General features: G+C 44.2%; 11 protein-coding genes. 5 read left to right on the top strand and 6 right to left on the bottom strand.

Annotated elements, in window-relative coordinates; translation table 11 throughout:
- Nucleotides 1-58: 58 nt before the first annotated feature.
- A complete protein-coding gene (gene cueO / locus PR799_RS04805) occupies nucleotides 59-1,753 on the bottom strand; it encodes a multicopper oxidase CueO (protein WP_272521382.1) in 1,695 nt (564 codons plus the stop codon).
- 330 nt (nucleotides 1,754-2,083) lie between these two features.
- Here cueO and PR799_RS04800 point away from each other — a divergent pair, with 330 nt between their 5' ends.
- The gene (locus PR799_RS04800) at nucleotides 2,084-2,431 is read left to right on the top strand and encodes a YacC family pilotin-like protein (protein WP_036955602.1); all 348 of its coding nucleotides are present in this window, start codon (nucleotides 2,084-2,086) and stop codon (nucleotides 2,429-2,431) included.
- Nucleotides 2,432-2,495: 64 nt separating this feature from the next.
- Here the strand turns inward: PR799_RS04800 and PR799_RS04795 are convergent, their stop codons facing one another.
- Nucleotides 2,496-3,536 (bottom strand): AbrB family transcriptional regulator, encoded by a 1,041-nt coding sequence (locus tag PR799_RS04795; protein ID WP_154627577.1) that lies wholly within the window; start codon nucleotides 3,534-3,536, stop codon nucleotides 2,496-2,498.
- A 192-nt stretch (nucleotides 3,537-3,728) separates the two neighbouring features.
- Nucleotides 3,729-4,367: a TetR/AcrR family transcriptional regulator gene (locus tag PR799_RS04790; protein WP_272521381.1), complete on the bottom strand. Its 639-nt coding sequence runs from the start codon at nucleotides 4,365-4,367 to the stop codon at nucleotides 3,729-3,731.
- 403 nt (nucleotides 4,368-4,770) lie between these two features.
- On the opposite strand from PR799_RS04790, the gene PR799_RS04785 reads away from it, so the two are divergent.
- Both PR799_RS04785 and PR799_RS04780 read left to right on the top strand, forming a co-directional pair.
- Complete coding sequence (locus tag PR799_RS04785; RefSeq protein WP_272521380.1) at nucleotides 4,771-5,991, top strand: Tm-1-like ATP-binding domain-containing protein; 1,221 nt, start codon at nucleotides 4,771-4,773, stop codon at nucleotides 5,989-5,991.
- A gap of 10 nt (nucleotides 5,992-6,001) precedes the next feature.
- A complete protein-coding gene (locus PR799_RS04780) occupies nucleotides 6,002-6,829 on the top strand; it encodes a phosphoenolpyruvate hydrolase family protein (RefSeq protein WP_036955608.1) in 828 nt (275 codons plus the stop codon).
- A gap of 107 nt (nucleotides 6,830-6,936) precedes the next feature.
- On the opposite strand, the gene PR799_RS04775 is transcribed toward PR799_RS04780, so the two are convergent.
- Both PR799_RS04775 and PR799_RS04770 read right to left on the bottom strand, forming a co-directional pair.
- Nucleotides 6,937-7,698: a hypothetical protein gene (locus PR799_RS04775; RefSeq protein ID WP_154627580.1), complete on the bottom strand. Its 762-nt coding sequence runs from the start codon at nucleotides 7,696-7,698 to the stop codon at nucleotides 6,937-6,939.
- Between the two features lie 167 nt (nucleotides 7,699-7,865).
- Nucleotides 7,866-8,762: a diaminopimelate dehydrogenase gene (locus PR799_RS04770; RefSeq protein WP_154627581.1), complete on the bottom strand. Its 897-nt coding sequence runs from the start codon at nucleotides 8,760-8,762 to the stop codon at nucleotides 7,866-7,868.
- 193 nt (nucleotides 8,763-8,955) lie between these two features.
- Here PR799_RS04770 and PR799_RS04765 point away from each other — a divergent pair, with 193 nt between their 5' ends.
- Both PR799_RS04765 and PR799_RS04760 read left to right on the top strand, forming a co-directional pair.
- Complete coding sequence (locus PR799_RS04765; RefSeq protein WP_154602402.1) at nucleotides 8,956-10,302, top strand: MATE family efflux transporter; 1,347 nt, start codon at nucleotides 8,956-8,958, stop codon at nucleotides 10,300-10,302.
- A gap of 196 nt (nucleotides 10,303-10,498) precedes the next feature.
- Nucleotides 10,499-11,818, top strand: coding sequence for an L-cysteine desulfidase family protein (locus tag PR799_RS04760; RefSeq protein ID WP_154627582.1), 1,320 nt, complete (start codon nucleotides 10,499-10,501; stop codon nucleotides 11,816-11,818).
- A gap of 161 nt (nucleotides 11,819-11,979) precedes the next feature.
- On the opposite strand, the gene yjiA is transcribed toward PR799_RS04760, so the two are convergent.
- Nucleotides 11,980-12,942 (bottom strand): GTPase, encoded by a 963-nt coding sequence (gene yjiA / locus PR799_RS04755; protein WP_154627583.1) that lies wholly within the window; start codon nucleotides 12,940-12,942, stop codon nucleotides 11,980-11,982.
- Nucleotides 12,943-12,953 lie beyond the last annotated feature (11 nt).

Below are 12,953 nucleotides of genomic sequence, written 5' to 3'. Positions count from 1 at the left end.
AGACGCGACGACAAAACAAATGGCAGTGACCACATCGCCACTGCCAGTTTCGATGACCTTAGCCTACGGTAAAGCCCATCATCATGCCGGTATCTTCATGCTCCAGTAGGTGACAATGTGCCATATAAGGGTGCTGTGGCGTCGCAGTATGCTTAAATTCCACTAAGACTTCGCTCACTTGTCCTTCTACTTTCACAATATCTTTCCAACCTTGGCGATGCGGTTCAACTGGACGACCATTTTCTTTGAGGATCCTAAAACGCGTTCCGTGAACATGGAATGGGTGCAGCATCATATCGCCACGCCCTGAAATCACCCATACCTCTTGCTGATTTAGCGGCGCATTAAACGCAGGATGGGTCATTGAGAAAACCTGTCCATTGATGGTGTTCGCATTATGAATATCCAGATCCCCCGTGCCCATACCGCAATGACCGCCACTGTTTTGCGTGCTGCCAGCCATATTACTATGATCCATATTACTATGATCCATACTTCCATGACCCATATTGCTGTTATTCATATTGCCATGGTTCATGTTTCCACTCCCCATATTGCCACCATTCATATTGGAATGATCCATATTCCCCATCATACCACCATGACCGCCCATGCTTCCCATCGCCTGCGGACCATATTTTTCGCGCAGCATCATCATGCCTTGCATATCCAAGCGCATATCCATCATCAAATGGAATTTACGGCGATTTAGCCCCGTCAGTGAAGGAATGGCAGCAATCGTTGCTAATTGCTCAGGTAATTTTCCAGCTCCCGTACTCAAAGTAGTTTCAATGCGTAAAACAGGCAGTGGCTGATCAAATGGCGCGATGGTCATGCCCATTTGCCCAACAGGTAAAGTGACAAGGTCAAAGGAACGTCCATCTGAGGCATCAATCAATACTTCAAAGCGTTCACCCATTAAAATCGGCAATTCAGTTAATGCGATAGGTTCAGCCAGCAATCCACCATCACTGCCCACCACATACATTTTTCGTCCATCACTGGTCGATACGTTCAAACTACGTGCGTTACAACCGTTTAATAACCGCAGGCGGATCCAGCCTTTCGGTGCAACATGTTTAGGATAAACCGCTCCATTGGTCAGCATCATATCCCCAAACCAGCCCACGGCAGCACTCATGACGTCTAATTGATAATCAATTTGTCCGTCATCTTTTAAGCGCTTATCTTGCAGAATAACGGGAATATCATCGACCCCCCACTCGCTCGGTAAGCCATGTTTTTGGCTATCTTCGTCTTTAACAAGCACTAATCCCGCTAATCCCATCGCCACTTGGTAACCCGTTTTTCCGTGAGTATGAGGATGGAACCAGCAAGTGGCTTCAGGTTGATTGAGAGTGAAATTGACTTTACGGCTAGCACCGGGTGCGATAATTGCTTGAGGTCCACCATCTTGCTCACCGGAAATTTCCAGACCATGCCAGTGTACGGTTGTCTCTTCGGGCAATTGGTTGGTGATATTAATGTTAACTGACTGCCCATTTCTCAGGCTAAGTGCGGGTCCCAATAAATCACCATTATATCCCCACGTTGTGGTTTTCTTGCCCGGTACAAACTGTGAAATACCTTGCTTGATGGCGATTTGAATATTCCCTTGTGCATCCGGTTCTACAAGTGGTGGAATAGCCAATGAGGGATAATTCCCCGCAGCAACAGCCATGCGGCTCCAAACTGGCAGTGCGCTCGCGGCATAAGCGATAGCACTCAGCTTCAGAAAATCACGACGTAACATAGATAACCTTCCTTTTATTTATCAAAATCAACAATCAGTGAGCACGGTATGACAAGTCTGAAATTGCCCTTGCCAAGCAAAACGTGGTTTAATGTTTGGGATGATAAAGCTTCCCCTTACAGGAAGGTCAATAAACCCATGCATCTAATATGGGTTTATTACATAGATTTAAGAAAGTTAGAATTGACTAACGAATCTATACACAAAATAATCTAAAGTACTTAGTCTCTATAGAGTACATCGTAGCCATAAAGAAATCAGGCAACTTGATGTAATGCGAGTATGTTCTTATGCTAATGTTACTTGACATAAAAACCAGATGAATATCGAATGCAAAAATTTATATTGATGTCATGCTTAATGATGCTTTTGGGGCTAACCAATACCGCCAAAGCACTCTCTACCAATGAAGCTGAAGACCTCGCTGATCTGACCGCTGTATTTATTTATTTAAAATATGATTGCGGCTATTCCCAAATTCCTGACAGAGAAATTGAACGCGCCATTGTTTACTTTGCGAAAAGTAATAAGTGGGATTTGGGAAACTACAACTCCGATAAAATGAGCAAACTAAATAAAGAAAGCTACGATGATTTAAAAGGTATTCCACTGACCCAAGAGTTTAAATGTCAATCTTTGGCGAGAGACTCTTTAGGGCTATTTGCTTACGTAAAATAAGCCTGAAATCTCTGCGGAAACATGTCGATGCCCCTTATAACCCACATCGATACATGTTTCCTTCTTATCCCTCTTTCTTCCCTTTTCGCTCCTGCCAAAACAAAACTATCGATGGAATCGTTTGGATAATCACCATCCGAATAATATGGTTCGACATGACAAAGCCCGCATCTAAATTCATCGTTATTGCTGCGAAAGTCATCGCTTCCATACTTCCCGGAGCCCAAGCCAACAATAACACCGCAATATCATACCCCGTGATCCACGCAGCAAACACCGTGATCAAAAAGGTCAAAATAATATTGATGATCACCACTTGAGCTGAAGAGTAGATATTTTTTATCAGCGCGGATAGCGGGAATACAATGAAATGATTTCCGATATTCATCCCAATTAAAACCATGCTCAGCTCAGTCAGCATCAATGGGAAATGGAGCTGAACATCAATCCAACCTTGAATTAACGTTGCCGCCCCGAGGGACGTTAACATAAAAGGCGCCGGTACTCGCAGGCGTTGCAAAAACATCCCAACCACCACCCCCACCGTCACTATCACCAATAACCAGGACGTGGATTTGAGCGTTAACGTAGGCCATTCAATTAACGGCTGAGGATCGCCCTCACTTCCCACCACCAATCCTGCCAATAAAATAAGGATAATCAAACGGATAGTATGGGAGATAACAATTTTTTGCGGCGGAGTATGGGTGTGATCCGTTAAAGCAAGGATAGCGGCCATTGCTCCCGGTACCGAGCCCAACATCGCTTCCTGTTTTGTCCACCCGACCTTGCGGTGAAACCAGAAAAAGCTAAATGAAAACTGCACGGCCAAACAGACCACCAGCATCAATAACAGTAGCAATAAGTTATCTGCATCCTTCAGCGACACTTGATTAAACATCAAGCCCACAGAGGTTCCGAGCGTCACTTGAACAAAAGTAATGGTATGTTTAGGGATAGGGAATGAGAAGCCAAAACGATGAAAAATGATAATGGCGATAATAGGGCCAAACATCAATGCTAAGGGAATGCCGATATAAGTGAGTGCACCGCCAATAATGGCACAAAGAATGATCCCAACACTCATTTTTATCAGCTTTATCATCGGACAGTAACCATTGATATAATTAATTATGAGATTAAGTTATATCACAATCATTCAATATCATAAGGCTAAGAATGCTGAAATGTTCATCATGTCTGTTTTTCGTGAAGGTTTAACCGATAATCCTACGAGGTACATAAAATCCCCCTATAGACAGGAGGATATTAGGTGAATTTGAGAGGGGGTTAATGTTTATGGTTTTTCAATCTGCTGCTTATCCGCAGTCGCTTGATTAATAATCGCTTTTGCCATCCATTGTGCGATTTCTGTTACCTGATCGTTATCCAATTTCCAGATATCTTTTAATACCAAGAAAATTTCCGAACCGTAGATCACGGAAAACGCTTTGATGACTTTATCAATGACTTCATCCGGAAAATCAGATTTCATCGGTGATGTGACCATCGCCAAAATATCTTTACGATTACCACGCTCTAATCGTTTCTCTTCGGGTTCCGGTGAAGGTGATGAACGCCCAAGCGCCCACTGTTGAAGTGATGTCTGTAACGCTGCACGCAAAACCCCTTCGTGAGCAAACATACGCGGGAACGCATAACGTAACAGCTCATCGATCCGCTCTTCTGTTTTTTCGCTTTGCGGTTTCCACGTCAAAATAGGACCAAGGCTAACATTCACTGTCGCGGCAATCAGGTCACTTTGTGTTGGAAAATAACGATACGCAGTCGCACGCGAAACGCCCGCCTCCATCGCTAACTCAGACACTGACGGCATTGCCCCTTTTTCAAATAGATCAACTGCCGTTGACACGAGTAAATTATAGGTACGTTTGCGCGTTCCTTTGTAATCTGGCATGAGATGGCTCAGTGGCATGTCTTTATCCTTAAAATCGCCTTTCTATGAGTGTAGACAATATCTTTCACAGTACATATTTTCCGATAAGCATTCTTAATCGTCTGACGAGTATGTTGTGTGCTCGCTCTCGAAATTACGCTATAAATACAGCACGGTAAATCATTATATTTAAATATTCATGGACAAAAACCATTAATCTGTTTTAACTATTTTATGATAACCACTCTATTTATAATGTTTAATCAATAAGATACAAATCATCTTCTAAACATCCAAGCAGATAACGCCAAAAAATGAGACTACAGTCTCATTATTGACTTATCGTAAATGATACTATAGTCTCATTGAGATGGAAAATTCAACATACCCTACACATATTAAGTAACCAAACAAAGTTACATAAAAACCAAAGGATTTTTCTATGCCAAAGCATCAGGGTTTTATTTATGTCGCAAGCACCCTAGACACCAAAAGCGCTGAACTTTTTTATGTCAGTGACTTAATTAAAAATGCAGGGCTTGCTGTACGTACCGTTGATTTGAGTACTCAGCCATCATTATTAGAAAAAAATGCTGATGTCACCGCCGAAATGGTTGCCAGTTTCCACCCTCAAGGTACTGGCGCCATTTTCTGCGGAGATCGCGGGAAAGCGATAGAGGCGATGGCGCAAGCCTTCAGCCTCTATCTTGCTGCACAAACTGACGTCGCCGCAATACTTGGGCTAGGCGGCTCAGGGGGTACGGCACTGATTACACCAGCAATGCAAATTTTACCTGTCGGTGTGCCAAAACTTATGGTCTCCACCATGGCCTCGGGCGATATTTCCGGGTATATCGGCGCAAGCGATATCGCCATGATGTACTCCGTCACGGATGTTTCTGGACTCAATGTCATTTCACGTAAAGTCCTGAAAAATGCAGCCAACCAAATTGCCGGTGCTGTCTGGTTTGATAACGGTGAAGCCGATACCGCTGAAAATAAACCCGCCATTGCCTTGACCATGTTTGGTGTCACCACCCCTTGCGTCCAGCAATTGACAGCAAAATTAGAACATGACCATGATTGCCTAGTGTTCCATGCAACGGGAAGTGGCGGCAAAGCCATGGAAAAATTGATTGATAGCCGCTTATTAGATTCCGTTTTGGATATCACCACCACGGAAGTGTGCGACTACCTATTTGGTGGCGTATTGGCTTGCGATGAAGACCGCTTTGGTGCCATCGCGCGAACTCAAACACCTTGCGTATTATCTTGCGGTGCGTTGGATATGGTGAACTTTGGTCGCCCTTCCACCGTGCCAGAACAGTATAAAGACAGACAGTTTTATCACCATAATGCCCAAGTCACACTGATGAGAACGACCGTAGAAGAAAACCGTCAGATGGGACATTGGATAGCAGAAAAGCTGAATGCTTGTGAGGGTGAAATTCGCTTTATTATCCCAACAGCCGGTTTTTCCGCATTAGACATCGACGGCGCACCATTTTGGGATCCGCAGGCAGACCAAGCCTTTATCGACGCATTAACACAGCACTTAGTCACAACAGAAAAACGACAATTAATATTAAGCCCGCATCACATTAATTCCCCTGAATTCTGTGAGCAGGTTATTGAATTACACCAGGAAATAGTAAACAAGTAGAGGCTCATCAATGAAACATAACCGCGAAGACTTACTGAAAAATTTCAGAGAGATGATTGCTCGTGGAGAACCCATCATTGGCGGTGGCGCAGGTACTGGTCTGTCCGCTAAATGTGAAGAAGCCGGTGGCATCGACTTAATCGTTATTTATAATTCAGGTCGTTACCGTATGGCAGGTCGTGGCTCTCTCGCCGGTCTGCTGGCTTATGGTAATGCCAACGAAATCGTGATGGATATGGCAAAAGAAGTTCTCCCTGTCGTGAAGCACACCCCTGTGCTCGCGGGGGTTAATGGTACCGACCCATTCTGTCAGTTCGATAAATTCCTTGATGATATCAAGGCGACTGGCTTTGCTGGGGTGCAAAACTTCCCAACCGTCGGACTGATTGACGGTAACTTCCGTGCCAATTTAGAAGAAACAGGCATGGGTTACGGTTTAGAAGTCGATATGATCCGCATGGCCCATGAAAAAGGGTTATTAACCACGCCATACGTCTTTAGCCGTGAAGATGCCATTGCAATGGCACAAGCAGGTGCAGATATTATTGTGCCACACATGGGACTGACCACTGGCGGCAACATCGGCGCGGAAACCGCTGTCACACTGGCGGATTGCGTTGAACTTATCAATGATTGGGCGAAAGCCGCAAAATCTGTGCGTGATGATGTGATTATTCTGTGCCACGGTGGCCCTATCGCCACCCCTGAAGATGCAGAATATATTTTAGCGCACTGCCCAGACTGTCACGGCTTCTACGGTGCAAGTTCCATGGAACGTTTACCGACAGAAGTGGCATTGAAAGAGACCACACAGCAATTTAAATCAATAACTCGCTAGTTTTCATTCTGTATTTTTTGTTTTACTTTATTTTTGCCAACACCAGGACGCCTACTTCGGTAGGCGTTTTTCTTTCTATTTATTATTCAACTTATTGGCTATCCAACCTATTGACCGTCCACATCGGCCATTTGGGCTTTTTTCTTTTTGCGTAAACTCAGTAGCCCAAATAACGCAGGCAAGACAACAGGCAACGAAAAATAGAGCACGCCAAACGCAAACGCCACATGCGGCTTTTCAGGAAACTCCCCACCCGTACCGATAGAGTCTAAATAATGAATGGATTCCAGATACGCTGGCGTTAGCCCACCATACGGCACCATCCACGATAACAGCAGCGCAGTAAAGATACTGAACATAAAGTTCATTGCCATTAAAGCGGAATAACCCATATTTTCTTGGCGCTCTTGGTCGGTTCGGCTAGTTAATCCAAACAGCATTCGGTTTACCACTGTCGCACTGTAGAGATATAAAATGACGGGAGAATCTCCCAGCACTGACATATTAATGGCCAGCGCAAAAAGACCATAAACCAAGGCAAATCCTAATATCACAAAAAAATTCTTAAATACCGACATAAATACACCGGAGTGCACCAGAATAAATTCGAATATAAGGATCAGCGTGAGATTATAAATAATCTCTACACTGTAATTTTCAGGGAAAAACCAAACCGAAATAATAAAACCCACATAGAATATTGAAAATCCATAATTGATCATTTTCGAAAAAGCACGAACGACGCTAAATGAATTGTGGGTCTCTTTAACGCTTTTTACCGCTTTCTTCTTAGGGAAAAAACTTGCTGATGAGGATTGGCGCCCTCTATTTTTATTCGTAACTGGTTTCTTTTCCTTGGGTGTTTCCATTCTATTTCTCCGTTGACACTCTTCTATGCTGGTGTCGAACCAATCCTAAATAATGGCGTTATTCTGAAGGGGAATAAAATAAAAAGCGAGGAGAGAAAATGGCACGCTGTCACAATGCTATTCATTATGCTGCGTACCATTAATCAGTGATTAACGCTATTTGAAAATTAAACCAGCTTAGCGATTAAGCTGTCTAAATCACCTTGCAGGAAATTCACCGGTGGAATTTCAATGACGGTATACGCCCCCGCAGGCTGTTTCATGGTTGCACGTGCGGCAGATACCATAAACTGCGACGTTAATGCAGGGTTATTGATACGCATTGAGTATTCGAATAACTGATTGTGTGTCGCACCAGAAACCCCTTTATGGGTCATTTGAACGCCGTGTCCCACATCTTTTAATGCATCAATGCTATCCACTTGGCGAATATGCGTTTCATCGGAAGAGAAATAACTATCTTGCTTGATTGCGCGCACCACATCATCAAACTTTGCACCCGCTTCCAGCTCAACATACACCATACGGCGATGAACGCCAGTGCCTAGAGGAATGGTGACGGAAAGTGCATCTTTCACGCCATCAACCGCTTTCGCAGCAACGCTATGCCCCATACTCATACCTGGGCCAAAGTTAGTGTAAGTCACCCCTTTTGGTGCCATTGCTAACATCAGCGTACGCATGATGGAGTCTGAACCCGGATCCCAGCCTGCCGATACAATTGACACACTGTTATGCTTCTTCGCGACGCTATCAAGCTGGTGTTTTAATGCCACGATATCAGAGTGCACATCGAAGCTATCTACGGTATTAATCCCTAGGCTTAAGATTTTCTCTGCTAAAGTTCCGATAGCACGTGTAGGGGAACAAAGTAACGCAACATCCACGCCATCTAATTTTTCGATGTCATCAACCACGTTATATCCGGCTAATTCCGCTGGAATATCTTGGGTATTACGACGTACAATTCCGACTAATTCGAAATCATCAGCGGCTTGAACAGCTTCTAGTGCATAACGACCAATATTGCCGTAACCCACTATTGCTGTTTTAATTTTTGTCATTGTGACTCCTCAGTCATTCTGATGTCATATTTCAAATACAAGATGCATATCAATAACAAATTTATATAGATTAAACAAAGCTTAATTATCTAAAAAGTTCCGGCTTTTATTACTAGGTTACTTTATCAATTAGAGGTAGAATCCGAGCAAATCTCGTTCTTTTCTCTAATTTCAACGAATACAAAGGTTCTTAATGCATCAGCCCGATGTCACTGAGAGGTCACTCTATTCCCTCAGTTGGCCAATCTTTATTGATATTTTCCTTCATTTGGCCACCTTATTAATTAATACCTATATGGTGAGCCATGTATCGACTGCCTACCTCGCTGCAATGGGGGTTGGGAATCAGGTTTTTGACCTATTTATTACTATCTTTAACTTTATTAGCGTGGGATGTAGCGTCGTTATCGCCCAATATCTGGGTGCAGGTCGCCGTGATAAAGCCAGCCAAGCGATTCATATTTCCATCGCCTTTAACTTTATATTAGGTTTTTCCAGCGCCTTAATTGCGCTCTTTTTTGGCTACAAAATTCTGACCATTATGAATACCCCATCCCACTTAATGGATGATGGGTATGCGTATTTACACATTTTGGGTATCTGTTTAATTCCAGAAGCGATCTCCATCATTCTCGCGGCTTGTTTACGCGTTTATGGTAAAGCTCAGCCAGCGATGTGGGTCACTCTGATTGCCAACATCATTACCGTAATTGGTAACATGATTGTGCTGTATGGCTTCTTTGGTTTACCGCAATATGGTCTGGAAGGCGTTGCATGGTCAACGGTGGTTGGACGCGTTGTGGCGGTCATTTTACTGTTCTGCCTGCTGTTCTATGGGCTAAGAATCAAATTTACCCCAATGATGCTGATCCGTTGGTCCAGTAAAATGCTCAGCAAAATCCTGCATATTGGTTTACCTGCCGCTGGCGAAAACTTGGTGTGGATCCTGCACTTTATGACCGCATCCGCCTTTATCGGCTTAATGGGTGAAACCGCCCTTGCAGCGCAAACCCTCTATTTCCAACTTTCGCTATTTATTATGCTGTTTGGAATTTCCATCAGTATTGGTAATGAGATTATGGTCGGGCATTTAGTGGGCGCTAAGCGCTTTGAAGATGCCTATCGCCGTGCGTTTAAGAGTTTGAAATGGGGCTTTTACGTCACTATCGGCGTGGTGTTTGTGTTCTGGTTATTCCGCGCACCAATCCTCGAAAGCTTAACGGACGATCAAGGCATCATTCAGTTATTGCTGCCAATTTTCTTATTATCCGTATTCTTAGAGCCGGGACGTACTATCAACATCGTCATGGTAAACGCCCTTCGCGCCTCTGGTGATGCGAAATTCCCATTATTAACCGCCGTACTCTTTATGTGGGGGATCGCCATTCCATTAGGCTACTTCCTTGGCATAAAAATGGAAATGGGGTTAATCGGTATCTGGATTGGATTCTTTGTCGATGAGTGGGTTCGCGGGCTCACCAATGCGTGGCGCTGGCGTTCACGTAAATGGCAAAGTAAACGCCTCGATTTAGAAAGCTAAGCTCACCGTATCCTACCTATGAAAATAGGTAGGATTTTTGTGATCGGCATCATATTTGAAAATATTTACCCCAAACAAATCATATCAGAGATAATTTTTCTCTCTTATCCCCATTTATCCATAAACATTGTGAAGTTTTTCTCCGTCCTCTTCATTAAAATAATTCCATCACCACATGACTTTTAGGGATATCACCATGGCAACGCAAACTGAAGAACTTCTCTGGCAATATTTTATCAATGCCGTCAAACAAGACGTTAAACCTGCTCTGGGTTGTACTGAACCCATTTCCCTTGCTTATGCAGCGGCAAAAGCAGCGTCTTATCTGTCATCGCCAGTGATCCGCGTTGCCGCATTTGTATCCCCTAATCTCATGAAAAATGGTATGGGCGTCACCGTTCCGGGAACCGGAATGGTGGGATTACCGATTGCCGCAGCGCTAGGCGCTGTGGGCGGTGATGCCGACGCTGGGTTAGAAGTATTAAAATCAGCATCACCTGAAGCAATTGCACGCAGTAAAGCGATGCTCGCGGACGGTTCCATCACCGTTGATATTAAGTCCCCTTGTGATGATGTTGTTTATTCAGAAGCGACAGCCTACAGCGAAAATGATTCTGCCACGGTGATCATCGCAGGCTCTCACACGCATATTGTCAAAATTATCCACGGTGATCAGGTTCTGTTCGATATTACAGAGAATAAAACAGAAAATAGGGATCCCGTTGATTGTGGTACCGATGTCAGCTTACCGAAAGTCACCGCTAAGGCGGTTTATGAATTCGCAACTCAAGCACCCTTAGACGATATTCGTTTCATTCTTGAAGCCGCACACTTAAATGATGCGTTATCTCAAGAAGGTTTGCGCAATAGCTACGGCCTGCATATTGGTAAAACGTTGCAGGCTCAACGTGACCGCGGTTTATTGTCCAAAGATTTATTATCCGAAATTATGATCCGCACAACGGCAGCCTCAGATGCACGTATGGGCGGTGCGGTACTGCCCGCCATGAGTAATTCTGGTTCCGGTAACCAAGGTATTGCTGCCACCATGCCGGTTGTCGTCACTGCAGATTACCTGCAATCTACCGAAGAACAGTTAGCTCGTGCGCTGATGCTATCCCATTTAATGGCCATTTATATTCATAACCAACTGCCTGCACTTTCTGCATTATGTGCGGCAACCACCGCAGCAATGGGTGCTGCAGCAGGGATTGCATGGTTATTAGAAGCTCGCTATGAAGTGGTGGCAATGGCAATCTCTAGCATGATCGGCGACGTCAGCGGCATGATCTGTGATGGAGCATCCAACAGCTGTGCGATGAAAGTCTCCACCAGCGCAAGTGCGGCATACAAAGCGGTACTGATGGCACTAGATAATAGCTGCGTAAGAGGCTCGGACGGGATTGTATCGGATGATGTGGATCAGTCGATTGCGAATTTGTGTTCGTTGGCGGCAGGTTCTATGCGGCATACGGACATTCAAATAATCGAAATAATGTCCTCCAAAGCTCGCTAATTCTTCGCTCTTCGAGCTGTCGCTGTGTTGGTTGCACTCGTTAAGGCTAGTCACATACTTATGTATGCTCCTAGCCCTTAACTCGATTACCGCCTTGCGACAACTCGAATATCTTTGAATTAGAATCTTCTGTTAGCTTCTTCTTTGTTTTTATTGAGTTTTTATTGAGTTTCTAGTGCAGCGAATTTTTCGCGAATTTCGGCTTCTGGAAGGTCGATGCCGATGAAAACGAGGACGCTGCTGCGCGTTTCATCTTCACCCCAATCTCTGTCCCAATCGGCGCTATAAAGGCGCTGGACGCCTTGGAATAACAGGCGCTTTGGCTCGTCGACGATGGACAAAATGCCCTTATAACGTAATAAATTATCCGCAAAACTGAGCAGCAAATCTTCCATCACTTGGGAGACGGCCATTAACTCAACCGGATAATCAAACTCCAGCACAATCGATCCCACCTCATTTTGCTGCTTAGGAGCAAAACGGAACGTCGGTTGCTTAACATTGAGTTTTGAATCCAACAAAAAGCCTTCAATATCTAGCAGCAAATCTAAATTAATATCCCCATGAACCACTGGATAAATCGGTGCTCGGGCATTAATGCGCTGCAAACGCTCAATCAGTACATCGGTATTTGGCTCAATGTCGGTTTTGGTGAGAAGAATTCGGTCAGCATAGCCAATTTGCGCTTGAGCAATGGCGAAATCATTAAGTTGCTTATCCGCATGAACCGCATCCACCAAGGTAATAATCCCATCCAATAAATAACGCTCGCACAGCACTTCATGAGAGAAAAATGTTTGTGTAATGGGACCTGGATCTGCCATTCCTGTACACTCAATCACTAAACGCTCAAAATCGAGTTTGCCGCTGTCTAAACCATCCAATAAATCCAACAGCGCATTTTCTAATTCATTAGAACGACTGCAACAAATACAGCCATTACTTAAGGTAGTAATTTGTGTGGCACGGTCGCCAATCAACGCATTATCAATCGGCACTTCGCCAAATTCATTCTCGATCACGGCAATTTTATGACCATGATCCGCGTTGAGAATGTGGCTCAATAGCGTGGTTTTTCCTGCCCCCAAAAAGCCCGTTAAAATCGTTACATTGATTGGTTTCATTATTGCCCTCA

The organism is Providencia sp. PROV202 (assembly GCF_028479565.1).
Taxonomy (GTDB): domain Bacteria; phylum Pseudomonadota; class Gammaproteobacteria; order Enterobacterales; family Enterobacteriaceae; genus Providencia; species Providencia zhijiangensis.
Note: the sequence above shows the minus strand (reverse complement) of the source record. Positions and strands in the feature narration are given on the sequence as shown.

What these genes read in the sequence shown, in the direction of transcription:
- PR799_RS04760 (WP_154627582.1), top strand. Translation starts at nt 10,499, where the DNA reads ATGGCAACGCAAACTGAAGAACTTCTCTGGCAATATTTTATCAATGCC.
- cueO (WP_272521382.1), bottom strand. Translation starts at nt 1,753, where the DNA reads ATGTTACGTCGTGATTTTCTGAAGCTGAGTGCTATCGCTTATGCCGCG.
- PR799_RS04785 (WP_272521380.1), top strand. Translation starts at nt 4,771, where the DNA reads ATGCCAAAGCATCAGGGTTTTATTTATGTCGCAAGCACCCTAGACACC.
- PR799_RS04790 (WP_272521381.1), bottom strand. Translation starts at nt 4,367, where the DNA reads ATGCCACTGAGCCATCTCATGCCAGATTACAAAGGAACGCGCAAACGT.
- PR799_RS04795 (WP_154627577.1), bottom strand. Translation starts at nt 3,536, where the DNA reads ATGATAAAGCTGATAAAAATGAGTGTTGGGATCATTCTTTGTGCCATT.
- PR799_RS04775 (WP_154627580.1), bottom strand. Translation starts at nt 7,698, where the DNA reads ATGGAAACACCCAAGGAAAAGAAACCAGTTACGAATAAAAATAGAGGG.
- yjiA (WP_154627583.1), bottom strand. Translation starts at nt 12,942, where the DNA reads ATGAAACCAATCAATGTAACGATTTTAACGGGCTTTTTGGGGGCAGGA.
- PR799_RS04770 (WP_154627581.1), bottom strand. Translation starts at nt 8,762, where the DNA reads ATGACAAAAATTAAAACAGCAATAGTGGGTTACGGCAATATTGGTCGT.
- PR799_RS04765 (WP_154602402.1), top strand. Translation starts at nt 8,956, where the DNA reads ATGCATCAGCCCGATGTCACTGAGAGGTCACTCTATTCCCTCAGTTGG.
- PR799_RS04800 (WP_036955602.1), top strand. Translation starts at nt 2,084, where the DNA reads ATGCAAAAATTTATATTGATGTCATGCTTAATGATGCTTTTGGGGCTA.
- PR799_RS04780 (WP_036955608.1), top strand. Translation starts at nt 6,002, where the DNA reads ATGAAACATAACCGCGAAGACTTACTGAAAAATTTCAGAGAGATGATT.